This window comes from Paenibacillus sp. ACRRX, assembly GCF_022346885.1.
In the GTDB taxonomy this organism is placed as follows: domain Bacteria; phylum Bacillota; class Bacilli; order Paenibacillales; family Paenibacillaceae; genus Paenibacillus_B.
Genome location: NZ_JAKRNK010000003.1, coordinates 246,212 through 272,066, shown reverse-complemented (window position 1 = coordinate 272,066; position 25,855 = coordinate 246,212). Strand labels below are relative to the sequence as shown.

The following is a 25,855-nucleotide window of genomic DNA, read 5'->3' as shown; positions in this document are numbered from 1 at the left end:
GTAATTTAAATATATACAATTTTAAATTTTATACGGGGTGGGGAGGAACGACTGTGGCGAGATATTTTAACGGTAAAGAAATTGAACTTTTGGCTCCTGCTGGAACTTTTGAAATTTTTAAATCTGTTATAGACGCTAATTGTGATGCCGTTTATTTTGGGGGACCCTCTTTGAATATGCGCATGATGCGCAAGGGGTACAATTTAAGTTACGATGAAGTAAGTGAAGCAATTAACATGACACGTGCCCGTGGGAAACGTGCGTATGTTACGGTGAATAACCTGCTCAATGAAGAAGACTTAGAGGAAGCAAAACGATATTTTGAGTTTCTGGACAAAGTCGGGCCCGATGCAATCATCTCTCAGGATCTGGCTGTATTCCCACTGATTCAGCAGTTAAATCTGAATAATATCCCTGTCCATTCGTCCGTGATGATGAATGTGCATAACCTCGAAATGATCGAGGCGATGCGTGATATGGGAGTGACCCGTATCGTGGCATCGCGCGAGATGGATCTGCATACGGCAGAAATGCTGCAAACGAAGACGGGAATGGAATTTGAGTACTTTGTTCATGGTGACATGTGTACGGTACACGGAGCGAACTGTTTGTACAGCGCGATGCTTTATGGCAACAGCGCCAGCAGAGGGCGCTGTATGAAGCCTTGCCGTTGGGATTATCGGGTGAAAAAGGACGGCAACGTCTACCCGACTGAATATCCGCTTGCAGCGAAAGATATGTATATGTATGAACATATTCCAGAGTTGATTAAGTCAGGCATTACATCCTTCAAGCTAGAGGGACGTATGCGCGACATTGAATTTTTGTCGATGGTTATAAATAGCTACGGCGAAGCCATTGATCGTTATATTGCAGATCCGCTTGGCTATAACCGTCAAGAAGGCGCAGATACGTTGTACGAGAACCGCAAACGCGACTTCTCCACTGCATATGCGTTCGGTAAGCCGGGTCTGGATTATATTAATACCCGCTATGAAGGCACAGGCAAGTTCTACAGTACGGGTAAAGTATTCAGCACACCTACAGCTGAGCGGGAAATGAAAGAGGAACGGCTTGTCCAGATTAGTGATACATTGGGTGCGGTACAGCGTCAACCTGCTGGTACAGGACCTAAGCCTGCCATTTCCGTGCACGTTAATAATATGGCACAAGCACGAGTTGCGATTGAAGAAGGAGCAGACTACGTATACTTAACCGGAGATGTGTTCCAACCAGATCGTCCATTTAATCGTGCAGAAATAGAGCAGCTTACGGCAGAGAAGGGTGCTTCTCAGATTCTGTTAGGCATGCCTCGGATGATGACAGAGATGCATATGGAGCAGTACAATCATTTTCTGAAAAATGGCGCCAATCATAATTACTATGGACTTGATGGACTGTTAGCTTCTAATATCGGTGCTATGCGCAAATTCCGTAATCTGGGTCTGCCTATGATTGCCGATTTCTGCGTCAACGTATACAACCATATGTCTGCTGATGTGTATCGGAATCAATTCAACATGGAGCGTGTACATGCGTCGTTGGAGCTTCCGCTAAATGATCTTAGTAATTTGCTGGCGCACTCCAAGACGCCAATTGAAGTTATCGTTCACGGTTCTCCAATAGTGATGTATCTGGAACTCGACTTGTACGAGAATGCTGCCACTTTGGAGCCGATTGCACAGGAAGACAATCAATATGTCGACAATCAGTACCTTGTTCTTTTGACGGACAAAGGGGAAAATCCAATATATCGTGATTGGAGCGGCCGAAACCACTTGGCGCTTGCGAAAGAGCTTTGTTATTTGCCGCTGCTGAAGGAACTGCATGAAGCAGGTGCTAATCACTTCCGCATTGAAGGCAAAACATATACGCCTGAACAATTGCGTCATATTGTCCGTGTATATCGCCAAGCAACTGAGGATTTGTCGCAGTGCGGCAAGCTATTTGATCAGATGAAGTCTGTGTACGCTGGTTATACGCTAGGTTCTCTTCAATTCGGAACGGCGTTGAATTTAGAGCTGACGGAGGCTTAATGAGCGCATAGATGGTCATAATGTTGCCATTGGCAGGACCATGTGAAAGAACTTAAATTGATATTTCTTTACGGTATATTCCGCATCGCGAGCGGCAGACCTCGATGTCTGCCGCTTCTTGCGGGCCAGCAGGATGAAATCGTGAGATAGAAGGGTGGATTAACGTGAACAGTTCAACAAACGTAATTCATGATCAGACCTATATCGGACCAGAGGGCGTGCTTGCGAAGCGAAAAGAGTACTTTTATCCGTGCACGCATCATTTCTATAAGCAGCCCCCGCAGATTGTACGGGGGAAGATGCAGCATTTATACGACGACGCAGGCAAATCTTATGTCGATTTCTTTGCGGGTGTATCGGTCGTGGCCTGCGGCCATTGTAATGATCGAATCACGGCGAAGACGATTGAACAGCTTCAGACATTGCAGCATACGACGACTATATACTTGACTCAGCCCATGGTAGATTTGGCTGAGCGCTTGGCAAATGGTGTGCTTCCTGGTGAACTGAAGCGGACCTTTTTCTGCAATAGTGGATCAGAAGCTAATGAAGGCGCAATGCTGCTGGCACGCCTTCATACGAAACGACGTCATTTTATTGCGTTGGAGCAAGGCCTGCACGGTCGAACTTTCTTAACAATGGGTGTGACCGGTATACCGATGTGGCGCTCTGATGATTATCTAGATACGGGAGTGGCCTTCATTCCCCGTCCATATCAACCGGATACAGATACCGATACCGCTGCACGTCGATCTGTGGAGGCGCTTCGCGAACTGCTTGCTGCGAAAGGGGATACTTTTGCTGCAATGATCGTAGAGCCGATTCAAGGAAACGGCGGTATGATTGTACCTCCCGACTGGTACTTCAAAGAGGTCAAAGCCTTATTGGAGCAGCATGGCGTGCTGCTTATCGCCGATGAGATCCAGACGGGATTCGGCCGCACGGGCCGTATGTTTGCGATGGAACACTACGATGTTGTGCCAGATATCTTGTCGATGGCCAAGGCACTTGGTAACGGTGTGCCAATCGGCGCATTTGCCACAACGGACAAGATCGCGGCCAGCTTTAATCGACCGTCAGCTTCAACGTTTGGCGGCAATCCCGTATCTTCTGCGACGGCTTTGGCCGTGCTTGATTATATCGAGCAGGAAGGCCTGGTAGAGCGTTCTGCTCATGTTGGCGGCCAGCTGATCGCAGGGTTACGTGCCTTACAGGCGAAGTATTCGGTCATTGCTGATGTAAGGGGCAAAGGATTTATGGCAGGCGCAGAGCTGCGCGGAGCGGATGAGCAGGCGAGTGCGGAGCTGACGGACCTTGTCTTGGAGCAGATGAAGGACCGGGGATTCATTATTGGGAAAAACGGAGTCGGCCGTAATGTGCTTGCCTTCCAGCCACCCGTTATTATGCCAGAAGAAGATGTTGAGGCTATGCTGACCGCGCTGGAGTCGGTCCTTGCCGACGTAACATCAGTGGGATGACGTTATGGAATTGATTCATAAGATGATTCACAAAACGCGAATGTTTGGCGAATTGGTGATGTTCTCGCACACCCTGTTCTCGCTGCCATTTGCGATTATATCGATGGTCTGGGCGGCGCAAGGTGTGCCGTCTGGACACATCCTGCTCTGGTCGCTTATCGCTCTGGTCGCCGCACGGAATGGAGCCAACGCCTTTAACCGCATCGTGGATCTGAAGTTTGACGCTGCCAACCCACGTACGGCACACCGACATATGCCACGTAAGCTGCTGCTTGAACGTGAGGTATACGTCTTTGTGATTGTAAACTTTGCAATCTTTATACTTGCAGCGGGGATGTTGAATATATTGTGCTTATGGCTGTCACCTGTTGCCATATTGCTGATTTGCTCTTATTCATACACCAAACGTTTTACTTGGCTGTGTCATTTGTATCTGGGCTTTACAATTGCTTCTGCTCCTGTTGGGGCATGGTTTGCTGTTACTGGTGAATTTGCAGTGACACCGTTTGTGCTAGGTACGATTGTGATGTTATGGATTGCCGGATTTGATATCATTTATGCCACACAGGACATTGAATTTGATAGCAAAACAGGATTGTGGAGCGTTCCGCGTGTATTTGGGTTGGAGGATGCCTTATTCATCTCACGTACGATGCACATGGTTATGGTGCTGCTGCTGCTTGCCTTGTATTTGGTTCAGCCAGGTCTTGGCTGGCTATACCTCACAGGCATCGGGATTGCGTGTTTGCTGTTAGCAATCGAACATAACATTATCAAGCCTGCCAGCCGTAAGCGAATGAATGTAGCTTCATATAACTTAAATCAGATTATTAGTATGGTCATCTTGTTTTGTACTTTGGCAGATCAATTTCTGCTGTAGTGGACAAGCTTTAACATGAGGTAGAACAACAAACAACATAGAGCAGTACTTTGTTTACATGTAAATAGGCTGAACCAAGGCATCTATACGGCCTGGGACAGCCTTTTTTGCGTTGCTGCTCTTCGTTTAAGGTCCAACCATTGCGTTATTTTCCCTGTAGAAGTTTCGATAATAAGGCAATCAGCTATTTGATTAAGCAGGGAATACGCATGAACAAATGGATTACAGAGTGAACAGCTATTTTACATACATAGATTTACGATGTATAGTGTATATAGGTATTTAAAATTCCAATATCAGGAATGGGTGGTGAGCAGGGTGAAGGTAAGCAAAGAATTATTAAAGGGCAGTACCACCATGTTGGTTCTGTCCATGCTAGAGAAGGAGCCCATGTACGGGTACCAGCTTATTAAGAAGCTCGAAGCTGCTTCATCCGGGGTATTTGCCCTAAAGGAAGGCACATTGTATCCCATTTTGCACGCACTGGAAAGCGATGGTGCTGTTGAGGCCGTGTGGAGTGAAGCGGAAGGACGCGCACGCAAGACATATCAGATTACGAACAAGGGGCGTAAGCTGCTGCAGGAGAAGACAGGAGAATGGCAGTTGTTCCAACGGTCCTTAAATCAAGTGCTGGGGGAGGCATAGCGCGTGTGTATCGATGCTGATTGTCAGTGTGCTTGTGATGAACGATTTGCCGCTTATGTGCAGGACGTGTTGAATCATGTGAAGGCCAAGGATATGCATAAGCAGATTAGTGATGAGCTGCTGGACCATTTGTGGTCCGCTCAAGAAGAAGCTGTGGGCAGCGGGTTTTCGGCGCTGGAAGCTGCAGAGAGCAGCATGAAGCAGATGGGACCTGCCAAGCAATTGGCTGACACATTTAATCTTATTCATCGACACCGATGGCCATGGGAAATATGGGGTCTTGTGGCTGTCTGGATTATGATCTATCTAATCGCGTTTATCTCCCACGAACTATCTGTGAATAGTCTGACATCCAGTTATGAGGGAGAGTATTCCTTTATTGCTTCCCGAATCTTTTATTTAGGAATGGGCCTCCTTATATTTACAGCAGCAATCCTGATTCATTACCGCAGATGGCTTCATGGAGGCGTCTGGTTGTATGTTCTTGTCTTAGGATTGTTTCTGTTAGGTAAAATTTCAAGCATGGGTGGAAATATGATAGGTTCAAGAAGCTATCTGGCGGGATTAGGGGGTGCGATAGATATTGGGGCCTTGTCTCCATTTGTATTTCTGCTTGCTTTTCTTCTTACCGTACATCATATCGGGACATTAAATGTTCTAAGGCATCGCATGCTTCTGTTCATTATGGGCTTTACCCCCATTTTCATTTACGTGTATGAATATCGAATGTACCAGCTTCTGTTTTATTTGCTTGGGATGGCAGGTCTGCTGCTGCTTCTGAAACGCTATAAGCTTATGCTGTACGGCATGATCAGTCTTTGTATTGGTGGAGGTGTAGTCTTATCCACTAATTATGAGCTGTTGAATTACATCACTCGAAGACTAGAGGGATGGCCTGCACCTATTTTTGATCCCTCGTTGGATTATGGATACCGTGCCATACGTGAAGCGCTGACATCAGCAGGATGGTGGGGAGAGGGAATTGGCAGTCTGCTTCCTGTACCGCATACCATAAGTGATAACTTAAGTGTTTTTGTTGTGCATACATTTGGCTGGTCTGCAGGACTGCTGATGCTTGTGGTGATGGGAATGTTGATTTATGGCCTGCATCGTGCCGCACTAGCCGTGCCGCACAGACTGGGCCGGCTCATTATGCAGCTTGTTCCAATGCTGTTGTCAATTAAGATCTTGATCTATTTATGCGGAATCATAGGCATCATACCCTTAAACGGCGCAGGCCTCCCTATGCTTGGGGCAGGTGGACACTCGGAGAATATAGGCTGGCTGTTTATGTTTGGTGTGTTCAGCAGTGTATATATACGAAAAGATATTATTCCGTTATTGCAGGACGATAGCGCGCCGATAAAATAGAAAAATTAGTATTGCGAGCTTGGTCTTATATTTAATCATCGCTACAGACCTTTGGGCAGGCGCTGCATGGACTCCTACACAGCTAATAAGCTGACAGTCGCTATTGTGCGTCCATCAGCTTGTGTATAGCTACTACAGCTGCTACTTGTGAGAGGCGAGGGTACCGGTTACACCTTCGGGTTCAACCCCGATGGAGTCAGCTCTTGCTCCATTGCATAATCGAAATCCTCGATATCATAAATCGGTACGGGGATTTCATGTTCAATAATGCGGCTTACATATTCAAATTGGTCCGTTAATAACGGCGCCTGCTCGCGTATGCTCGTTAAGATGAGCTCTGTCTCAATCGGATCAAACACTTCGCCGTAGCGCATATTGTCCATCGCATTTATGATGACACAAGCTACATTGTCCTGCAGCAGCAGCGGTGGGCTGCTGCGCCATGGCGCGCTAAGGGCTCGTTCAATCTTCTTCTTGTTGAGATCGGTTTCGAAGAAACCAATCAGAGAATCCATCTGCCGCTTGGCCATCATGTCTTCTTCCGGGTCAGGCATGACACGCTCTCCGCTCTGTCGCATTTCATACAGCTCCGCGATCGTTGTGTAAGGGATCAGGAATTGAACCGGTCTGTTGGGTACGAGCAGGTGACCGTATGCGGCTAACATAACTGCTTCAATAACAAATTGCCGAGTCTGCACGGTCAAACCTCCTTTGTGATGTGACGCATACACACCATTCCATAATAACACCATGCCCGATCACACGGAAGAGTAAACGGGTAGACTCCTGAGAGATGTGGCATGATGGCAGCTTGCGTAGTGATATCCGGGGAGTGGTAATCGATGCCACATACTTGTGATATGTGCGGTTGACTGGGATATAAATAACCGGACCTATCTTGTGAAAGACAGGCCCGGATGTCAAATATTAATAAGTCCGTTCTTCAAAATATCGCCATAACGTCTGTAAATCACGATGGGCTGGATAAGAAGCCAACTGCTCGGTAATGGCCCAAGCACGATTCATAAAGTGCTGACTTTGATCCAGCGCGAGTCTTAACGCGCCGCTGTCTCGAATTAATCCCACCGCCTCATCGAATTGCTCCGCAGTGGAATTAGCTCCGAGTTGAAGCAGCTTTTCGCGTATATAAGGATCCTCCATTGCCAGCATGGCGGGGAGGGTAACTTGCCCGTTACGCAGATCAGCTCCTGCAGGCTTGCCCAATGTATCAGCAGACTGCATATAATCAAGTACATCGTCACGAACCTGGAAAGCCATACCCAATTGATCGCCGAATTCATACAGCAGCTCGCTAACAGATTGATCTGCGAGTCCGGCTTGTGCCCCAAGCTGCAGGGCAGTCGCCATCAGCAAGGCGGTCTTGTTACGTGTCTTTTCCCAGTACTGCTCTAACGGGACGTCGAATTTGTAACGCTGATCCATCTGCTGGTATTCGCCAAGGCAGAGCTGGGTTGTTGTCACGGCTGTCAGATCTTTAACGTAATCCTCCAGATTCCCTTTATGCTCGGTCAATAGCTCAACAACTCGACACATCATATAATTTCCGATAAATACGGCTGTCTTCGGATCTGTCTTCTTGTGCAGGGCTGGTTGTCCCCGTCTTGTATCTGCCTGATCGAGTATGTCATCATGGATAAGTGACGCTGCATGAATGAATTCACACACAGAAGCGAGACGATAAACATTATTATTTTCAGGATCACTGCCGAAGCGGCTCCCTATAATAACCATAATCGGACGCAGCCGCTTGCCGCCGGCCCGAACGAGTTCGATCACATTTCTTGTAATTACCGATCGTGAAGTCAGATCTTCGTCATAGGTTACGATACGCTCCAAGTCGCGGTTGACACGCTTCAACGAAACATGAAGTTGATCTGCCAAAGAGAGGCTAGATAACATCATAAGTCACCTGCTTAAAGCGCTGCTTGGACTTGTATCTGCGCAAGTACCGTTTGGAAATGAATCTGCACAATCGCTGGTGAAGCTGTGTTTCTATGGTGCGGGAGCCCTCTGCCCGGCGAATCTGCACAAGCTTCATCGTCTTTGCCAAGTCGGCAATGAGGTCAACGAATCCATGCCGCAGTGCAAATTGCAAATAGAAGCTTTGCAAGAAGTCTCCATCCAGTACGCCACGTCCGACGTGATCCGGATGAGTTGGCAGATGATCATGGCTGCGAATGGACTGAAGCAGAAGCCAATAACATCCTAGGAGCACTCGGCGGTCTTGCTGTTCCATATCATAACTAACTAGCACCTCAGCCATGTCCAGCAGTATTGGTTCGTCTGCGCCCGCATTCAAATGAATTCCCGTCTGCTCGGGAAGTTCTTGCATTAGAAGTTGGTTCGTTTCTTGTAAGAGTTGCCGGTTCATGGGAACCCCCCGCTTCCCTTAGAAATAAGTAAAGTAATGTGCAGCATGTACACATTACTTTACGTTTATAGAGTGAAGCCTATTCTTATTTACTTATTAATCAGTATAAAGGTACCATTTTTTCACAAACGGAACTTTCTTCCACATCCGTTTCAGGCGTGGGTACAAGTAGTAGTCCAGACCAAGCGTGCTGCCGGAACCACCGATAAGCGCCACTGCACCGAAGACATACCATAACATTTCATATGGAGCCATACCGGACGTGTAGATCATAACACCCATTGCAATTGTACCGAGTGAAGCGATAGCAGTGAATAGACCCAGTATCAGCATAGCGCCGAATACGATCTCTGCAATAACCATACCTGTTTGGAAGAAATGAGCCAATCCAGTAAATCCACCATCAGCCGTATAGAAGAAAGTATCCATAGACCAATCAACCATGCTTTTAATAAATCCTGGGACTGGAATCGCCTCAACCGCTGTTTTCGCACCTTCAACTGCGGAAGCTGCTGTATGCGCATCAACGGTTTCCTTAACGGCGTCAATCGCCTGCGAAGCACCAGTGGTACCATCTGTAACCTTAGCAGGAATCAAGAAGATCTTGCTTGGATCAGTAATAACTTTTTGTAACTTCTCAATACCTTCCAACAGCCATTTCCCACCGATAAAGAGACGAAGTGGCACTAACCAGAAGTTAGGCGAACGCATAGCCAAGTGGCCGCCAACAAAACTGCGGTTATTTTTCACACGGAAGAATTCATGAATTTTGTAAGACCATACTTTATGGAAACCAAGCACTTGAATAAAGTACACCATGTTAATCAGATGTTTAAAGAGCATAGCCATAAAGCCAGTGCAGTTGAACATCTTGCCAGGCATACCGACAGAAGCTACACCGTAACGACCGCCGATACATACCATCGTGCCATGGAACGTTGGTTTATAGGATTTTTTCGTACCGTTTTTAATATCAGCTGTAATATTATGTGCAATTATACCTGCAGAATGTTCCGCATTTTCTACCATCTGAGGCACAGGACGTTCTTCGCCTTCAGGGATGTAGAAAATGTTGTCACCCACAACATACACATTTTCATGATCAACGGATTGCAGCTTATCGTTGGTAACGATACGCTTACGGCCGTTTTGCTGAACATCTAGGTTACCAACAAGCTCGGAGCCTTCGACACCAGCAGTCCACACGACCGTTTGGGCTTTAACGTCACCTTTGTCGCCAAGAACGACAGAGTTTTCGGTCACCCCTGTAATTTTAGCACTTGTAATCATTTCTACATTCATCTTGGTCAAATACTTCTCAGCCTTCTTGATAAGCTTGTCCGGCAAGATCGGAAGAATTTTAGGCGCCATATCGGCAACTACAAGACGAACTTCAGAAGGATCAACGTGGAACTCATGGCAGAGTTCTTCACGATATTCAGCAATTTCACCGATTAATTCCACACCTGTGAATCCAGCGCCGACGACTACAAAGGAGAGCATTTCTTTACGCATCTCGGCGTCAAGTTCTTTGGTTGCTTTCATAAACATGTCACGAATTTGGCGTTTCAAGAGAACAGCATCTTCGAAAGACCATAGAGTCATGGAATGTTCTTCTGCCCCTGGAATTCCAAAGAAGGAAGGCTTACAGCCGGTACCGATAACTAGATAATCATAATCATAGGATTGCTTACGGCCTTTAAGCGATTTACCGTTAAAGTCAATGTTGGTCACTTCGTCTAATACAACATCTACTTTACGACCTGCGAAAATTTGTTTCAAATCCATTTTAATGGCTTCTTCATCGACTCGGCAGGCTGCGACTTCATGCAGCTCTGTCATCATCGTATGGTAAGGTTTGCGGTCAATCAGCGTGATGCTGACGTCTTTGTCTTTATTGAGACGTTTAGCCAGCTTCTTCGCTGTGAGAACACCACCATATCCGCCGCCCAACACAACGATCTTTTTCATGGTTTTGTTTCACCCCTGCTGTGAAATATAAGTTTAATGTAGTATTCATATTTAAACACAAAAGATTTAAATTTAAGCTACATGTTATCAAGAATGGAGCCCCGCCGCAGAAAAAGCTGTGATGTTTTCCACACTAGGTGTGATTCATACGCTTTTTTTTGCAACGGAGCTGCCATTAGTCTGCTTCTGTATGCTTAGACTAGAAACGAATTACTTTGCAGAAGCCAGTGCTTCTTGAGCCAATTTAACAAATCCGCCTACATGGATCGATACACCGGATACTGCATCTTGTGTACCATCTTCTTTAACGACAAGCGCCGCAGGATCTTGTTTTGCGATCAGCTCATCTTCCATTTTCTTAGCTTGCTCATGCCAGTTCATGCCGTAAGTACCAGCTACGGATTGTTGTTTCTTCGTTTCTTTGCCATCTTTGTTGATGTTATCCCAGTTAGCTGCTACAACTTGTCCGTTAAATACCGTAACGTCTACAGTTTCTTTCCAACCTTTATCATCAAAATCTGCGCCTTCAGCGTGGTATCCACCGTCTTTAAATTGACCTGCTTCAACGGGACCTGCTGCCAATGCTTGATCAGCCAAAGTTACAAAATCGCCTACGTGAATGGATACACCAGACACAGCATCTGTTTTGCCTTCTTTAACTGCGATCGCTTTAGGATCTTGTTTTTCAATCAGTGCATCTTCCATCTTTTTAGCTTGTTCGTGCCATTCGGATTGAGCACCGCCAGCTTTCATACCATATTTGCCGGATTCAGAAAGTTGTTTTTTAGTATCGCCAGCTGTTTTAGTGTTAGCGCCATCCCAGTTAACGGCTGTAATTTTGCCGTCTTTTACTTCAAGTTTCACCATGTACATCCAGCCTTTATCGTCTGGTGTGCCTTTAGCAAAGTAGTTGCCATCTTTATATTGACCTTGCTCTGCACCTGCAGATGGTGTTTCAGTTGATGTTTCAGGTTGTTTAGCTTCTTCTTTTGCTCCACCACATCCTGCTAGAAGACCAAATGCCAATACCGCTGTACAAAGCAATGCTAATTTCTTTTTCATCTTACATCTCCACCTTTTTGTTTTGGAAAATTTTTGTTTTGAAGATTGTTGAGTAAAATATACTTTGTGAAAATTTTATCTAACTAGCTACAAGTACATTGTAACACTTTATCACAAACTTGCAAGAGTTTAAGGTAGGGTTTTAAAAAGGATGCTGTATATCGATAACATTGTTCGCAAAATGATCATATTTTAGTTATTTGTCATTATGGAAATTGTAGGATGGAAACATGATGGACATTTTTATACAATAGAGTATGTTTCTAAGTTGTGACAATGAAATAGACAACGAGGTGTAGACATGCAAGCAAAAGATATTATATTGGGTCTGCTGATGCAGGGCCCCATGTCCGGTTATGATATCAAACAACATTATGAAGTAAGCCTCGGTCATTTCTTCGATGCGAGCTATGGTTCGGTATATCCGACCCTAAAACAGTTAGAGAAGGCAGCTCTTATTGAAAAGGAAACCATAATTCAAGAAGGAAAACCGAACAAGAATCTGTATTCCATCACAGATCAGGGCAAGGAGCAATTTTATCAATATTTATTTTCTCCTGTTCAAGCTGACATTTACCGCTCAGATATCTTGGCACGCCTCTATTTTGGAAAGTTTGGCGATGTAGAGTCGTTGATTGAGCGGCTTGAAGAAGCGGTTCAACAGCGTCAAGAACAACTGACTCAGCTTGAGCACGCCTATCACATGCATAAGCAGGAACTTTCTGCTCCGCGTCTTATCTCGCTCCAGTTCGGCATGGAAGACTACAAAGCCCAGATCAGTGTGTTCCAGAAAGGAATACAGTATCTTCGCTCAGAGGAAAGTTACACGTTCTGGGAGCGATAACTTTCCACTAACATTTCGCTTGGCAACCCTATGTAGATATGTTACATTGATGTTCGTTATGTCATTTTAGACCTGTGCTCCGCTCCTTGGGCGGGGCCGCGGTTCGTAACCATCCCGCGTTACCAAAACTAAGGAGGAATAGTATGTTTAATGCATGGTGGGGAGTGCTGTTCGTGTTAACGAACTTTGCATTCTTCCTTATTTGTTATCGGTTTTTTGGTAAATACGGTCTTTATGCTTGGATCGGCGTAATGACGGTTGTGGCTAACATTCAAGTTGTCAAGACGATTGAAATGCTCGGCATCGTCATGACACTAGGAAATACGGCCAATGCGACGCTCTTCTTAACGACAGACTTGTTAAATGAAAAGTATGGCGCCCGTGAAGCTCGTCGTGCAGTCTGGTTTGGATTCTTTACGCTCATTATGACTACAGTAATTATGCAGATGGCGCTTATTTTCACACCCCAGACAGGTGACTTGGCCCAACAATCTCTGGAGCAAATATTCGGTTTGATGCCCCGCATCGCGGCGGGTAGCTTGACTGCATACTTTGTCAGCCAGTTCCTTGACGTGAAGCTGTTCAGTCTAGTGAAAGCCAAGTACGGCAAGAAGAATCAGCTATGGATTAGAAGCAATCTGAGCACTGGAATTAGCCAATTGGCGGATTCCTTTGTATTCTGCATGATTGCATTTGGCGGATTCTATTCTTGGGACATCTGGTTCCAAATCTTTATTACCACATATGCTGTGAAATTAATCGTCTCTGTTGCTTCGACTCCATTCCTGTACTGGGCTAGAAGCTTCCGTGTACGTCAGTTTGACAATACAGATGAAACGGCAGCAAACCAACCTTAATGGTTGTACAGACCTTAATAATTGTCCCATTCGTTTGTGTTAGGAATGAATGGGGGAGTTCTTAAGGTTTTTTTGTGTATTATATGTGCATTTTATGTGCAAAAACAAGTTAAAATATTACGAATGTAACAATTTTAACATATGAATAAATACAAATTTATACCGCTTTTATTTACAAAATGTAGGGCGTCAATGGAAAAGAAACCTATACAAGGATCAGTAGGATGACGCTATAGTCTTCTACTGCACTAAATAATCTCTTGTTAATAGCCGATGTAAAATTTTGTACACTTAAATTGAATATTATGGTGAAAATTATAGCGCAATAATGTAAGAAATATTGTCATATTTTTTTACAAAAGTATTGATCCTCACCAAACCGTAGCTTATAATGAGATCACCATCGTTGTAAGCGATTACATAGACGGTGATCTCCTTTGTAACAGGAGAAATACGTACTTCATATCGGCCGAATTGTAATGCCTTTCTGTCTAGCTTGCGTTAAGTTACACAGCACCCGTTTTTCAAGTTATACATTAGTCTTAGTTCAGATATCTCCGTAACTAACAGTTATTGAGTTTCTGATACAACAAAGATCAACTAGGGGGAATAAGCATGAACAAAGGAAAAAGAGTACTACTTCTCACGCTTATTATGGTGCTAGCATCGGCAATGCTGTTGTCTGCTTGTGGCAGTGGCGGCGGCTCAACAACTGAAGGTAAAGAAGCGGGCAAACCTGCTGACAAGAAAGAAGAGAAACCAGTTGAGCTTGTATGGTATACAATTGGCACACCGCAGAAGGATACGAAAGAAGTCTTTGACAAAGTGAATGCATATACAAAAGAAAAGATAAATGCCACGATAGACATTAAAATGCTGGATTGGGGCGACTATGACAAGAAGATGCAAGTAATTGCCGCTTCTGGAGAACCATACGATATTGCCTTTACCTGCTCATGGGCGTTTAACTATGTTAACAATGCGCAGAAGGGTGCATTTTACAAGATGAATGACCTGTTAGACCAGTATGGCAGCGGTATTAAGGAAGTGGTGCACCCCTCCTTCCTAGAGGGCGCTAAGATTAAAGGTGAACTGTACGCTATTCCGGTCAACAAAGAGCTGCCCGCACAGCGTGTATACAGATTTAATAAGACATTGGTTGACAAGTATAAGTTCGATATTACAAAAGTAAAAACTCTTGAAGATCTGGAGCCGATGTTAAAGACAGTTACGGAACAAGAGAAGATCAAGCCGATTGCCTCCAAGATAGGCTTGCCTCAGATGTATGATTATTTGATCGATGCTAAGATTCCGGTTGGCGTGCCGCTTCATGCTGCAGAGCCGAAGCTTCAGATCACACTGGATACGCCAGAGCAGATGAAACAGTATGAGACGATGCACCGCTATTATAAAGCAGGCTTTATGCCATCGGATGTATCTACTTATACTGACGCGAATGCAAGTGATGCGTTAAAGACAGGCAGATGGTTTGTTGATACAGCGCATTATCAACCTTTCGCAGAGTCGAGCTGGTCGCAAGGCATTCCGGATAAAGTGGTCGTGCAGCCTGCTGAAGAAGCAATGGTATACAACTGGTCTGTGACAGGTTCTATGATGGCGATCTCGGCAACTTCGAAGTATCCGGAGAAATCGATGGAGTTTATTAATCTGTTGAATACGGACAAATATTTGCGCAATTTAATTAACAACGGTATCGAAGGCAAGCACTATAAGCGTGTGGATGACCAGACGATCGAACCGCTTCCTGCAAGAAAAGAGGCTTATGACGTACCGCAGTTCACCTTAGGCAATTTCTTCTTGCTGGATCTGCTGCCTGAAGACCCGAAGGACAAGTGGAAGCAGTTTGAGGATTTTAATAACTCGGCTAAAAATGCACCACTGCTTGGCTTTACGTTGGATACATCCAACATTCGCAGTGAAATTGCGGCGGTACAGAACGTGTCGGATGAGTTCGATAAAACATTAACGACGGGTACAGTTGACCCTAAAGTGTTTGTACCTAAGGCAATGGAGAAATATAAAGCGGCTGGCATCGAGAAATTGATGGAAGAAGCGCAGCGTCAGATCGATGAGTGGGTAAAATCGAAGAAATAACGATGAAACGAAGCCGCAGCCATCAGGCTCCGGCTTCGTTCTGTTGAATGGATAAGGGGGAAAAGTGTTAACATGTCGATGAAAAATAGTTCAAACAAGCCGAATATCGTGTTTATTGTGACGGACCAGCAGCGGCGTGATACGTTATCCTGTTACGATGCGGACACGTTATGTCAAACGCCTAATCTGGATCGCCTGGCAGCAGAAGGGGTCGTATTTGATAACGCATATGCTAGTTTTCCTGTCTGTACGCCTGCTCGGGCTTCTATGCAGACGGGCATGTACCCGTTTAAGCACGGGATGCAGAACAATACGTATTCTCATGGTTGTCTAGTGAATGAGCTTCCGCATACAGACTATTTGCTCAGCCGCCAGCTAAAAGAGCGTGCAGGCTACAGCGTAGGCCACACTGGCAAATGGCATCTGGGACAAGGGCCGACAGATCGGGACCTATTTGAAAGGAATCTGAAATATATTGAATTTCCGGATATTGCTGCGGGCAATCGTTCGCTGCCCACAGACGTAGGGTATGAAGGCGATAATTTCCCTGGACATGGAGGCGGTGGCTGGGATTATGCGCAGTTCCGCAAATATCTGATTGATCAGGGACTGGAGTTAAAGATTGAGAATCGCATTAGCGGACATTATGGAGGCCATTTCGGAGCTGAAGTTACTTCGCCAGTGGAAACGACCGTTGAACATTATATTACCGATCGCGCAATGGTACATATGGACCGCTTTATGGAGCGGGAGGAACCGTTTATGATGGCTATCCACTATTGGGGTCCGCATGAACCTTATATTGCGCCGACAGAAACGCTGGACCTGTACCGAAACGTAAGGATTCCGCCCTGGCGGAACTTCAAAGAGGAAGAGAATGCAAAGCCGACGATACACAACGTAAAGCGAAGCTTGGTACAAGAGTGGGAAACGTTTGAACCATTCGTAAAACACTATTATGCAGTCATGACTCATATCGATCGCCAGGTTGGACGTATCGTGCAGTATTTGCAAGACAAAGGGGTCTACGACGACACGGTCATTATGTTCTGTGCGGATCATGGCGAATCGCTTGGTATCCATGGCGGCTTATGTGACAAAGGATTTTTTATGTATGATGAGACATGCCGCATACCGCTTATCGTGAAGCCTGCTGCAGGCGGGGGAGCGGTTGGGCGCAAGGTAGAGCATATGGTAGGAACTTGTGACCTCTACGCGACCCTTTTAGGTTATGCGGGAATTTCTGATCTCCATCAGGGGGCAGATGGGCGTTCGCTCGAACCGATTGTGAGAGGGGAACCAATTGAGGATTGGCCGGATGCGATTGTGACTGAATTTACGGGGCTGGGCAGCTTATTGTGTTCACAACGCATGATTCGTATGGGGGACTATAAGTATGTATTTAACGGCGGCGATATCGATGAACTATACGATCTGAAGCTGGACCCACATGAACTGCACAATCGGATTCAGGACGAGGAATACGCGGAAGTGCTGCGTCGTATGCGATTACGTTTAGCCGATTGGATGGAGGAGCATCAAGACCACCTCGTTGTGGAATACCGATTGTTGCGATTAAGGGACGTCGGTGCTTAAGACCATAAGATCGGCTAGCCAATAAAGTTATCGTTAACAAAATGTTGAGTCAGGTAAGTATATGAATGAACAGGCAGCCGGATAAAGCACTCGGCTGCCTGTTTGGGTTTTCATTTGTTCATGAATGCAAGTTTAGTTGCTAACCGGAGGCTGATGCAGCAAGTATTTGACAATACAGAACACAACCTAACAAGATGACACTTCTTGCAGGTGGACTCTGAAACCCAACAATTCGGATGTCATTCTAAATGTAATAGATGGTCTTATAGGATGCTTTAAGTGTTATAATATGTAAAATATGAAAAAGAGGGTGCTACATTGAAAACCAGCACGACCTGTTTGTTATGCGCCTTGCTGTTAGGCGTCTCATTTATTGCAGGTATGGGGTTACACGGGCAATGGAGCCATATCCAAGATCCTATTGCTTTGTCCCCCGAACAACCCCCAACTCAAGCTGCTTCCCATGAAGTCATGGATGAAGCACAGCTGGCTAGATACCTCAATATTTCAAATGAAGAACTTCAAAATGTGATCTTAAAGGATGACATCTTAAAAAGAAACGTTGGAGTGTACGATACCTATCGATTCATCCCTTACGGCATAATAGGCAGTAAGAAAGTGTTCCTAAAAATACACATTGATAAATGGCTGGAGTATACAACGTTAAGTCCTGTAAAATAGCTGCCCATCACTGCCAGCGATGAGAATAAATCATATCCACTCGATTAAGGCGACCATCGTGATCAGACCAAGCAAAAACGATACGGTGGCGGAGCGCTGGTGTCCATCGCCATGGCTTTCTGGAATGAGCTCCTTATAAACGATAAACATCATTGCTCCTGCAGCGAAGGACAAGCCATATGGCACCATGTTATTAACGATTGTGCTCAGCAGATAACCGATCAGACCCGTCACAATCTCAACCGCACCAGTCAGCGTGGCAATTAAGAGTGCCTTTAATCGGCCAACTTGTTGATTTACTAGAAATAAAGCGACAAGAAAGCCTTCGGGGGCATTTTGTAAGCCGATGGAAAAGGCAATTAGTGGCCCCAGCGTATCATTGCTGCTGGCATAACTTACACCTACGGAAAGACCTTCCGGCAGGTTGTGCATCGTGATCGCCGCTATGATCAGGAAAGAGCGTTTGTCGATATTTACAGAGCGTCGGACAACTCCTGAATTCTCAAGATCAAGGTGCGGTATGCCTCTTTCCAGCAAGAGCAGCGTAAAGCATCCGAGCATAATACCAATGGCAAGGACAAGTACATTTGAGTGGGCCAATGCTTCTGGTATAAGGCTCATCATGGAGGCTGAGGTCATAATTCCAGCCGTATATGCCAGCAGAATATCACGCCAGCGGTGTGTCATGTTCCTCATAAATAAGATGGGCACGGCCCCTAAACCTGTAGACAGCGCTGACACCGTACTGCCAATCAAGACGTCTTTCATCGTAGATGTTGCCCTCCTGTCTGCTCCGTCTGATGATTGAGATAAAATAAATAATCTAAACTCCTATAATCATGACCTGTATGGGTTTACGATAGAGTATGCATATTTATCGTGATGTGCGCCCAAGGAATCCATACTTAAACGTATTTTGCAAATAAGAAACCTTATACTGATCTGCGATGAGGGCTAGCCACTGCACCACAGGTAGAAAGGCTTCAGGTAAGTAAGAAGCTGAATAATGAGCCTCACGATACGGGATATGCTGCCAACCTTGTGTTAGAGCCTCATAATGAGCACGTTCCTCCTGCGATACCTTCTTGCTGACATAACCCCACATATGTTGCATCGATGTTCGCAGTCCTGCTTGCGAGTAAGGAATACGGTGCTGAATATCCGAAAGAGCCACTCTAATTTGTTCGTAGTCGGCCAGACTCTCCGCTTGACCAAATTGAGTCGTTATCTCTTTATAGTATCGGTAACCACGTGCCATAATATCATATTTAACTCCTGCCCAAAGCTGCTCGGTGCTGCGACGTATGTCTGATAGCTTGTGGCGTTGAGATGGATTGTCATGTTTATTCATCGGTATTTCCTCCTGTCCAATGAAGAGTGTGTAATTAAGCAGCTTCGTCCTTTTTATCGTAGCATATAGAATCAATTATGGATTATGCTGGACTTTCAGACACGTCAGGTCTATAATTACGTGTGAAAAGTCGTGTCATCACCGCTTGAATTGAATAGGACGCTAGGGGAGCTGGAATAAGGCCGGCTGAGATTGTATCCCACAAGATACCGACCCTTTCACCTGATCTGGGTAATGCCAGCGTAGGTAAGACGTATGATGGTGTATAGACTAACAGTGAAGCACTGTGAAGCTTGTCAGCGTAATGAGCGAAGCTACATTTCTAAGAGGTTCTTGGTCATGCTCTCCTGAATGGGGAACGCAGTGATCAAGTTTAATCCATCAACCTTAGAGATATTTATCGCTTGTTGCCTGCAGCTACGAGTAAGCTGCTTTATGTTATCGCCATCCTTATAGACGCAGCTGGTAACGCCCCAATATATTGGGGCGTTTTTTAGTATACGCTATATGATACGGCGCTATTGTTATACCCTGTGACAGTTGAAAGTTTGATCGTTCAATGAATCGGTGATGCTGCATACTGCCCTAAAAGGGCAAAATAGGATCAGCTAGAGGACATTAGGAGGGTTACGACATGCAACAAACATCGCGTAAGCGCGGACTCATACTGGCATTGATTATGATGATGACCACTATGCTAGCCGCTTGTGGCGCAGGAACTAACAGCAGCGGTGCGGATCATGGCACCTCTGGCAAAGATGCTGCATCTTCACCTAAGGAGCTGCGCAGCATTAAGATGGTATTGGACTGGACGCCCAATACGAACCATACAGGTTTGTACGTAGCGAAAGAAAAGGGCTTCTTTCAGGAAGCGGGCTTAAATGTAGAGATCATTCCGCCGGGATCTGGCGGATCGGATGCCATGGTTGCATCAGGAGAAGTGCCATTTGGCGTAACAGTTCAAGAGAACATCACGCAGGCTCGCCTTCAGGGTGTGCCGATTGTATCCTTGGCAGCTATTATTCAACATAATACATCTGGCTTTGCAGCACCAAAGGCTAAAAATATCAAAACACCCCTAGACTTTGAAGGCAAAACTTATGGCGGCTGGGGTTCACCTGTTGAAGAAGCTGTTATTCGTTCAATCATGCAGCAAGAGAAAGCGGATTATGATAAAGTCAAAAATGTAAATATGGGAAACGCAGATTATTTTACAGCGGTAAAGAAAGATATCGATTTTGCATGGATATTCTATGCATGGACGGGGATTGAAGCAGAGCTGCGCGGTGAGCCGATTGATATGATCTATGTCAATCAATTCTCGGACAAGTTGGATTACTACACACCGGTCATCGCTACAAATGAGCAGACGATTCAAGAAGATCCGGAGCTGGTAAAATCGTTTATGAGCGCTGTATCTAAAGGATATCAATTTGCAATTGATAAACCAGAGGAAGCAGCAGACCTGCTGCTGAAGGCAGTGCCTGATCTCAACAAAGAGCTTGTGCAGGCCAGCCAGAAGTGGCTAAGTCCTAAATATAAGGATGATGCACCACGTTGGGGCGAGCAGAAGCGAGAAGTATGGGATAATTATATGACTTGGTTAGTAGACAACAAGTTGATGGAGAAGACCATTGATATTGACAAAGCATATACGAATGACTTCTTGCCTGCTTCATCATAAGGCTGAATCATTACTTACACAGTTACCTTCTTACTAAATCAACAGGTGAACAGAACAGCATGATAGCGACCTTATGCTTTATATAAAGGAGAGAGTATGATGGCAAACAGCTTAGTGAGCATACAAATTATTCCGAAGACCCCAAACGGTGAAAATGTCATCCCATATGTAGACAGAGCGATTGAGATCATTCAGCAGTCTGGAGTGAAGCACCAGGTAAACGCGTTGGACACGACGATGGAGGGCGAGCTTAGCGAGCTATTGCGTGTGATCGAACGAATGAATGAGGCGATGATCGAGTTCGGAAGTCCAAGTGTTATCTCCCAAGTCAAAATTTTGTATACACCGTCGGGGATTACGATGGATACGTTAACGGAGAAGTACCGGCCATGAGTCGACGACGTTGGTCGCAAGCAGGGCCGCCCATCGTGGCGGTCCTTTTGCTTATTATCGTTTGGCAGCTTGCCGTTACTATTTTCGAAGTAGGAAAGTGGATGCTTCCAGGTCCAATTGATATCGTAAACGAAGCGATAGCGAGCGCTCCATCTCTCTTAAAGCATACTTGGGCTACGCTGCAGCTGACCTTAATTGGTTTTGGCTGTGGCGCGGTTGTTGGGCTGGTAGTTGCTATGCTGCTCCACCCAATCCCACTCGTGAAGCGTGCCATTTATCCCATTATTATCGTAAGTCAGAATATTCCGACGATTGCTCTCTTGCCACTGCTTATGATCTGGTTTGGTTTTGGACTTATGCCTAAAATCGTAGTCATTACACTGGTCTGTTTCTTCCCGATCACAATCGCGATGATGGATGGACTGATGCAGACGGATCGTACAATGCTTCATTATATGCGAATGGCAGGAGCAACCCGTGCGCAGCTCTTTTGGAAGCTTGAGCTTCCGCATGCAATGCCCGCCGTCTTTTCTGGTCTGAAGATTGCGGCTACATATAGTGTAATGAGCGCTATCGTGGCTGAATGGCTGGGTACTGACAAAGGTATCGGTTATTACATGGTGCTGCAGAAAGCGGCCTTCCGTACGGATCGAATGTTTGTTGCCATTGCTATTGTGGTGCTTATGAGTATTACGATGTTTAGCATCGTGCAAGCGATCGAGCGTCGTGTTGTCCATTGGCAAGCTGCACGATCGCATCAGCGCGATAAGTGAAGGGGGCCTGGATATGAAACAATGGCTTGAAGTTGAAGTTACAGAAGCGCCGCAGCAGATGAAAGCAGACAGTGGGACGCAGCTTTTGCCAACAGGAACGGGGTCAGTGATAACAAGAGGCAGCGAGCAAGATGATGCATTTGATCTCGTGCTGCAGGTCGAAGCCGTAAGCGCCAGCTTCGCAGACACAAAAGAGAGTGTGCATGTGCTTGACGACGTAACCCTGTCCGTAGGGCGTGGACAATTTGTTACGATTATCGGTCCTTCTGGATCGGGGAAAAGTACACTATTTCATCTTATCGGTGGATTGATGCGGCCAACTTCAGGGGACATCCTTATTAATGGCATATCGGTTGTAGGTCAGACTGGGCATGTGAGTTATATGCCGCAGCAGCCTGCTCTGTTCCCGTGGCGGACCATCGAGGATAACGTTATCTTGGCCCAAGAGCTGGCTGGACGCAGCAAGAAGGAGCTGCGCCAGGAAGCTCGCCAGTGGCTGGCCAACGTAGGCCTCGCGGGTTACGAGCGGGCGTATCCGCATATGCTGTCCGGCGGGATGCAGCAGCGGGCGGCATTTCTGCGCGCGCTGCTCAGCCCTCATGAGCTGATGCTGCTCGATGAGCCGTTCAGTGCGTTAGATGCGCTCACTCGCAGCGAGATGCAGCATTGGCTGCTTGAGCAATGGGAACGGCACCGGCGCTCAGTGTTATTTGTAACGCACAGCATAGAAGAGGCGCTGCTGCTATCTGACACGATCTATGTGCTGTCGAATCGGCCAGCCCATGTGCTTGAACGAGTGCAAGTGCCGTTTGCACGACCGCGGCAACAAGCATTGACGCTGGATCCTGCTTTTGCAGCGTTAAAGCAGCAGGTAGCCGAAATGCTGCGACAGCAGTAGCCTTCAATTCCATCGCAGCAGCGCCGTATTGTAGCTGTATTTATAGTGTCGTTTAACTAGTCGTCTCCACCACTATGGGATTTTGCAGCAATGAAGTAATTCCAGGATTGACTTAATGGTCAAATGAAAAGGTTAGCATGATGGAGTGTTAGGATGAATCCCTTAGGATAAGGTTATTTTATGACTCCTTAACCTGACTAATGGTTCAATGACCGTGTGGAAAATATGTAATAGTGCGTATATAATGAATGTCATTACATAGATAAAGACACAATGTCATAGACAGCTTCAGTCGAGGTTGAGGAGGAAATGAAACGATGATTAAGAAAGAAAGTGATCTGCGCCCGATTGTACTTGGACTGCTGCTGGGTATTTTAATGTCAGCAATGGACAATACAATTGTAGCGACAGCGATGCCAACGATTGTTGGTGAGATGGGCGGCTTTGACAAGTTTGTATGGGTGACGTCTGCCTATATGGTTGCCACGATGGCCGGTATGCCGATCTTTGGCAAGTTGTCTGACATGTATGGGCGCAAACGGTTTTATATTTTTGGTCTGCTTATGTTTCTGCTTGGCAGTGCTTTATGTGGTACGGCCCAGAGTATTGAAATGCTGGCTGTATATCGTGCTGTACAGGGAATCGGCGGCGGTGCGTTAATGCCAATTGCTTTTACGATTATATTTGATGTGTTCCCACCTGAGAAGCGGGGCAAGATGACTGGCTTGTTCGGTGCGGTTTTTGGAATATCCAGTGTAGCGGGTCCTCTACTCGGTGCCTACATCACGGAGTACTTCGGGTGGGAGTGGGTCTTCTATATCAATTTGCCGTTGGGTATCGTATCCTTATGGCTTATTATGCGATTTTATAAGGAGACAGCTTCTACGTCGAAGCAGCGCATTGATTGGGGCGGGGCCTGTACACTTGTTCTATCTATTGTTAGTTTGATGTTTGCATTGGAACTTGGCGGCAAAACGTATGCGTGGGATTCTTATCCCATCATTGGCTTGTTTGCGTCCTTTGTCTTCTTCTTGCTTGTGTTTCTCATTATTGAAACGAGAGTCAGTGAGCCGATTATTTCGTTCTCCCTCTTTAAGCGGCAGCTGTTTGCAGCAAGCCAAAGTGTCGGTTTTTTCTATGGCGTGGCATTTGTCATCGGTACGATCTACATTCCAATGTATGTACAAGGGGTTTACGGCGGGTCGGCGTCTAACAGCGGTCTGATTCTAACTCCGATGATGGTAGGATCGGTAATTACAAGTTCAATAGCGGGCATAATGGTGAGCAAGACCAGCTATCGTAATTTGATGATTATTTCCGGGTTGTTCTTTACAGCTGGGATGATCTGTCTGAGCACTCTTACACCAGACACTCCTAGATACTTGGTCACCGTGTATATGGTGTTAACAGGACTTGGCGTTGGCTTCTCCTTCTCGCTTCTCAGCATGTCGTCTGTGCATGAACTTGAGTTCAGTCAGCGGGGTGCAGCGAATTCAACTATCTCATTCTCCCGTTCCCTAGGGATGACGATTGGGATCACAGTATTCGGATCGCTGCAGAGCTCGATATTTGCGAATCGGTTGGCCGATATGATGCCGAACGGTGCCGGAGCGCTCGGCGAACTGAACGGCCAAGCACTGCTTACCCCTGAGATGCGGGAGAAGATCCCGTCAGATGTGTATGGCAAGATGACATCTGCACTCGCTTCGTCGATCTCGGACTTGTTCTTGTGGGCGCTCATTCCGGTTGCTTTTGCGCTAGTCAGCATCATGCTCATGGGTAAAGACCGCTTAATTGTGAACAAAGGCGGTATTAAAAGTGAGCAGCAGCCAGTGCAGCGTGCAAAATAAAAGGTAACACGACGATGGCCGTCCTATAAAGCAGCTGAAAGCAATAGCTTAAAGCGGCTTAGGGCGGCCATTTTACATGGCTGAGGAGATCCTTTGGCTGGCTAGTATATTTGAATACAATAAGGGAGGGCGTTCTTATGCCTTCAACAGATATGAACACGAAGCGCTTTACAGTCCCGCGTTATGTAGACACGCATATTCATCTGGACATGTATGATGCAGACATGGCTAGTGCGTTCATGAGCGGACTTGGCACGACGGCTGGCGTAGAATACGTTGTAGCGGTGTCGATGCATTTGGGGTCCTGCAAGGCTACCGAATTATTGGCGTTAGCCAGTAGCCGTGTTCTGCCGGCATACGGCTATCATCCGGAACAAGAGCTGCCGTCTGATGAAGAGTTGGCAGCATTGTTAAGGTGGATGGATCAACGTCAATCCCAGATGTGTGCAATCGGTGAAGTAGGCCTGCCTTATTATCGGCGTGAAGAGGCGTTGACGAAGGGCGAGAAATTTCATCGGGAGCCGTACATAGAATTGCTAGAGCCCTTTGTAAAGCGAGCAGCCGCGTGGAACAAGCCAATTGTGCTGCACGCAGTATATGATGATGCGCCGATTGTATGTGACATGTTGGAGCAGCACAACGTAAGAAAAGCTCATTTTCATTGGTTCAAGGGAGATGACAATACGATTCAACGTATGGCTGCTAACGGATATTATGTATCGCTTACGCCTGATCTCTTGTATGAGACGGAGATTCAGCAGCTTGCAGCCCGATATCCCTTGGGGCAAGTTATGACGGAGACAGATGGTCCTTGGCCGTTCGATGGCCCATTTGCCGGACACTCGACCGAGCCAGGTATGGTAAGGTCTGTTGCAGCGCATTGGGCAGTCCTTCATGGTCTCTCGGACGTAGAAGCAGCGGAGATATTATATAACAATGCGAAGCGCTTATATGGGTTTTGAGCAGTTGAGGGCATGC

Annotated in this window: 23 protein-coding genes and 1 riboswitch; of the genes, 16 read left to right on the top strand and 7 right to left on the bottom strand. The window is 46.1% G+C overall.

The window, feature by feature from the left end; genetic code table 11:
- Positions 1-53 precede the first annotated feature (53 nt).
- From MH117_RS11910 to MH117_RS11890, 5 genes are all read left to right on the top strand, one after another.
- Positions 54-2,036: a peptidase U32 family protein gene (locus tag MH117_RS11910; protein ID WP_239328929.1), complete on the top strand. Its 1,983-nt coding sequence runs from the start codon at positions 54-56 to the stop codon at positions 2,034-2,036.
- Between the two features lie 164 nt (positions 2,037-2,200).
- Entirely contained in the window at positions 2,201-3,514 is a 1,314-nt protein-coding gene (locus MH117_RS11905) for an aspartate aminotransferase family protein (RefSeq protein ID WP_239328928.1), read from the top strand.
- 4 nt (positions 3,515-3,518) lie between these two features.
- Positions 3,519-4,394, top strand: coding sequence for a UbiA-like polyprenyltransferase (locus tag MH117_RS11900; protein WP_239328927.1), 876 nt, complete (start codon positions 3,519-3,521; stop codon positions 4,392-4,394).
- A 318-nt stretch (positions 4,395-4,712) separates the two neighbouring features.
- On the top strand, positions 4,713-5,039 hold the full coding sequence (locus MH117_RS11895) for a PadR family transcriptional regulator (protein WP_239328926.1): 327 nt from the start codon (positions 4,713-4,715) through the stop codon (positions 5,037-5,039).
- Between the two features lie 3 nt (positions 5,040-5,042).
- Positions 5,043-6,410, top strand: a complete 1,368-nt coding sequence (locus MH117_RS11890) for an FtsW/RodA/SpoVE family cell cycle protein (protein ID WP_239328925.1) — start codon at positions 5,043-5,045, stop codon at positions 6,408-6,410.
- Positions 6,411-6,577: 167 nt separating this feature from the next.
- On the opposite strand, the gene MH117_RS11885 is transcribed toward MH117_RS11890, so the two are convergent.
- The 5 genes from MH117_RS11885 to MH117_RS11865 all read right to left on the bottom strand — a co-directional run bounded on the left by MH117_RS11885 (position 6,578) and on the right by MH117_RS11865 (position 11,835).
- On the bottom strand, positions 6,578-7,108 hold the full coding sequence (locus tag MH117_RS11885; protein ID WP_239328924.1) for an ADP-heptose synthase: 531 nt from the start codon (positions 7,106-7,108) through the stop codon (positions 6,578-6,580).
- Between the two features lie 229 nt (positions 7,109-7,337).
- Positions 7,338-8,333 (bottom strand): polyprenyl synthetase family protein, encoded by a 996-nt coding sequence (locus MH117_RS11880; RefSeq protein ID WP_239328923.1) that lies wholly within the window; start codon positions 8,331-8,333, stop codon positions 7,338-7,340.
- A complete protein-coding gene (locus MH117_RS11875; protein ID WP_239328922.1) occupies positions 8,320-8,802 on the bottom strand; it encodes an adenylate kinase and related kinase in 483 nt (160 codons plus the stop codon). Before MH117_RS11875 ends, MH117_RS11880 begins: the two co-directional genes overlap by 14 nt.
- Positions 8,803-8,898: 96 nt before the next feature.
- Positions 8,899-10,773 carry an FAD-dependent oxidoreductase gene (locus MH117_RS11870; protein WP_239328921.1) on the bottom strand — a complete coding sequence of 625 codons (1,875 nt, stop codon included), beginning with the start codon at positions 10,771-10,773 and terminating at the stop codon, positions 8,899-8,901.
- A 210-nt stretch (positions 10,774-10,983) separates the two neighbouring features.
- Positions 10,984-11,835 (bottom strand): FMN-binding protein, encoded by an 852-nt coding sequence (locus MH117_RS11865; RefSeq protein ID WP_239328920.1) that lies wholly within the window; start codon positions 11,833-11,835, stop codon positions 10,984-10,986.
- 301 nt (positions 11,836-12,136) lie between these two features.
- Between MH117_RS11865 and MH117_RS11860 the strand changes: the two genes are divergently transcribed.
- From MH117_RS11860 to MH117_RS11840, 5 genes are all read left to right on the top strand, one after another.
- Entirely contained in the window at positions 12,137-12,679 is a 543-nt protein-coding gene (locus tag MH117_RS11860) for a PadR family transcriptional regulator (protein ID WP_239328919.1), read from the top strand.
- A gap of 143 nt (positions 12,680-12,822) precedes the next feature.
- Positions 12,823-13,536 carry a queuosine precursor transporter gene (locus MH117_RS11855; protein ID WP_239328918.1) on the top strand — a complete coding sequence of 238 codons (714 nt, stop codon included), beginning with the start codon at positions 12,823-12,825 and terminating at the stop codon, positions 13,534-13,536.
- A 615-nt stretch (positions 13,537-14,151) separates the two neighbouring features.
- The gene (locus MH117_RS11850) at positions 14,152-15,651 is read left to right on the top strand and encodes an ABC transporter substrate-binding protein (protein WP_239328916.1); all 1,500 of its coding nucleotides are present in this window, start codon (positions 14,152-14,154) and stop codon (positions 15,649-15,651) included.
- 72 nt (positions 15,652-15,723) lie between these two features.
- Positions 15,724-17,247 carry a sulfatase family protein gene (locus MH117_RS11845; protein ID WP_239328915.1) on the top strand — a complete coding sequence of 508 codons (1,524 nt, stop codon included), beginning with the start codon at positions 15,724-15,726 and terminating at the stop codon, positions 17,245-17,247.
- A gap of 318 nt (positions 17,248-17,565) precedes the next feature.
- The gene (locus MH117_RS11840) at positions 17,566-17,928 is read left to right on the top strand and encodes a hypothetical protein (RefSeq protein WP_239328914.1); all 363 of its coding nucleotides are present in this window, start codon (positions 17,566-17,568) and stop codon (positions 17,926-17,928) included.
- Positions 17,929-17,958: 30 nt separating this feature from the next.
- Here MH117_RS11840 and MH117_RS11835 read toward each other — a convergent pair whose 3' ends face one another.
- The gene (locus tag MH117_RS11835) at positions 17,959-18,696 is read right to left on the bottom strand and encodes a ZIP family metal transporter (protein ID WP_239328913.1); all 738 of its coding nucleotides are present in this window, start codon (positions 18,694-18,696) and stop codon (positions 17,959-17,961) included.
- Between the two features lie 106 nt (positions 18,697-18,802).
- Complete coding sequence (locus tag MH117_RS11830) at positions 18,803-19,279, bottom strand: DUF1722 domain-containing protein (protein ID WP_239328912.1); 477 nt, start codon at positions 19,277-19,279, stop codon at positions 18,803-18,805.
- A gap of 154 nt (positions 19,280-19,433) precedes the next feature.
- A riboswitch (TPP riboswitch) is annotated at positions 19,434-19,546 on the top strand.
- Positions 19,547-19,913: 367 nt separating this feature from the next.
- Here MH117_RS11830 and MH117_RS11825 point away from each other — a divergent pair.
- The 6 genes from MH117_RS11825 (at position 19,914) to MH117_RS11800 (ending at position 25,839) form a co-directional block, all read left to right on the top strand.
- Positions 19,914-20,963, top strand: coding sequence for an ABC transporter substrate-binding protein (locus MH117_RS11825; RefSeq protein WP_239328911.1), 1,050 nt, complete (start codon positions 19,914-19,916; stop codon positions 20,961-20,963).
- A 99-nt stretch (positions 20,964-21,062) separates the two neighbouring features.
- The gene (locus MH117_RS11820) at positions 21,063-21,356 is read left to right on the top strand and encodes a thiamine-binding protein (RefSeq protein WP_028543851.1); all 294 of its coding nucleotides are present in this window, start codon (positions 21,063-21,065) and stop codon (positions 21,354-21,356) included.
- Positions 21,353-22,129 carry an ABC transporter permease gene (locus tag MH117_RS11815; protein ID WP_239328910.1) on the top strand — a complete coding sequence of 259 codons (777 nt, stop codon included), beginning with the start codon at positions 21,353-21,355 and terminating at the stop codon, positions 22,127-22,129. The genes MH117_RS11820 and MH117_RS11815 overlap by 4 nt, the downstream gene beginning before the upstream one ends.
- Before the next feature lie 13 nt (positions 22,130-22,142).
- On the top strand, positions 22,143-23,027 hold the full coding sequence (locus tag MH117_RS11810; protein WP_239328909.1) for an ABC transporter ATP-binding protein: 885 nt from the start codon (positions 22,143-22,145) through the stop codon (positions 23,025-23,027).
- A gap of 317 nt (positions 23,028-23,344) precedes the next feature.
- Complete coding sequence (locus MH117_RS11805; protein WP_239328907.1) at positions 23,345-24,877, top strand: MDR family MFS transporter; 1,533 nt, start codon at positions 23,345-23,347, stop codon at positions 24,875-24,877.
- Positions 24,878-25,014: 137 nt separating this feature from the next.
- Complete coding sequence (locus tag MH117_RS11800) at positions 25,015-25,839, top strand: TatD family hydrolase (RefSeq protein WP_239328905.1); 825 nt, start codon at positions 25,015-25,017, stop codon at positions 25,837-25,839.
- Positions 25,840-25,855: the final 16 nt, after the last annotated feature.

Bases quoted from the DNA above. Each gene is read 5' to 3' on its own strand.
- MH117_RS11830 (WP_239328912.1), bottom strand. From the start codon at position 19,279: ATGAATAAACATGACAATCCATCTCAACGCCACAAGCTATCAGACATA.
- MH117_RS11825 (WP_239328911.1), top strand. From the start codon at position 19,914: ATGCAACAAACATCGCGTAAGCGCGGACTCATACTGGCATTGATTATG.
- MH117_RS11870 (WP_239328921.1), bottom strand. From the start codon at position 10,773: ATGAAAAAGATCGTTGTGTTGGGCGGCGGATATGGTGGTGTTCTCACA.
- MH117_RS11835 (WP_239328913.1), bottom strand. From the start codon at position 18,696: ATGAAAGACGTCTTGATTGGCAGTACGGTGTCAGCGCTGTCTACAGGT.
- MH117_RS11805 (WP_239328907.1), top strand. From the start codon at position 23,345: ATGATTAAGAAAGAAAGTGATCTGCGCCCGATTGTACTTGGACTGCTG.
- MH117_RS11820 (WP_028543851.1), top strand. From the start codon at position 21,063: ATGGCAAACAGCTTAGTGAGCATACAAATTATTCCGAAGACCCCAAAC.
- MH117_RS11880 (WP_239328923.1), bottom strand. From the start codon at position 8,333: ATGATGTTATCTAGCCTCTCTTTGGCAGATCAACTTCATGTTTCGTTG.
- MH117_RS11855 (WP_239328918.1), top strand. From the start codon at position 12,823: ATGTTTAATGCATGGTGGGGAGTGCTGTTCGTGTTAACGAACTTTGCA.
- MH117_RS11815 (WP_239328910.1), top strand. From the start codon at position 21,353: ATGAGTCGACGACGTTGGTCGCAAGCAGGGCCGCCCATCGTGGCGGTC.
- MH117_RS11875 (WP_239328922.1), bottom strand. From the start codon at position 8,802: ATGAACCGGCAACTCTTACAAGAAACGAACCAACTTCTAATGCAAGAA.
- MH117_RS11850 (WP_239328916.1), top strand. From the start codon at position 14,152: ATGAACAAAGGAAAAAGAGTACTACTTCTCACGCTTATTATGGTGCTA.
- MH117_RS11845 (WP_239328915.1), top strand. From the start codon at position 15,724: ATGTCGATGAAAAATAGTTCAAACAAGCCGAATATCGTGTTTATTGTG.
- MH117_RS11800 (WP_239328905.1), top strand. From the start codon at position 25,015: ATGCCTTCAACAGATATGAACACGAAGCGCTTTACAGTCCCGCGTTAT.
- MH117_RS11865 (WP_239328920.1), bottom strand. From the start codon at position 11,835: ATGAAAAAGAAATTAGCATTGCTTTGTACAGCGGTATTGGCATTTGGT.
- MH117_RS11810 (WP_239328909.1), top strand. From the start codon at position 22,143: ATGAAACAATGGCTTGAAGTTGAAGTTACAGAAGCGCCGCAGCAGATG.
- MH117_RS11900 (WP_239328927.1), top strand. From the start codon at position 3,519: ATGGAATTGATTCATAAGATGATTCACAAAACGCGAATGTTTGGCGAA.
- MH117_RS11860 (WP_239328919.1), top strand. From the start codon at position 12,137: ATGCAAGCAAAAGATATTATATTGGGTCTGCTGATGCAGGGCCCCATG.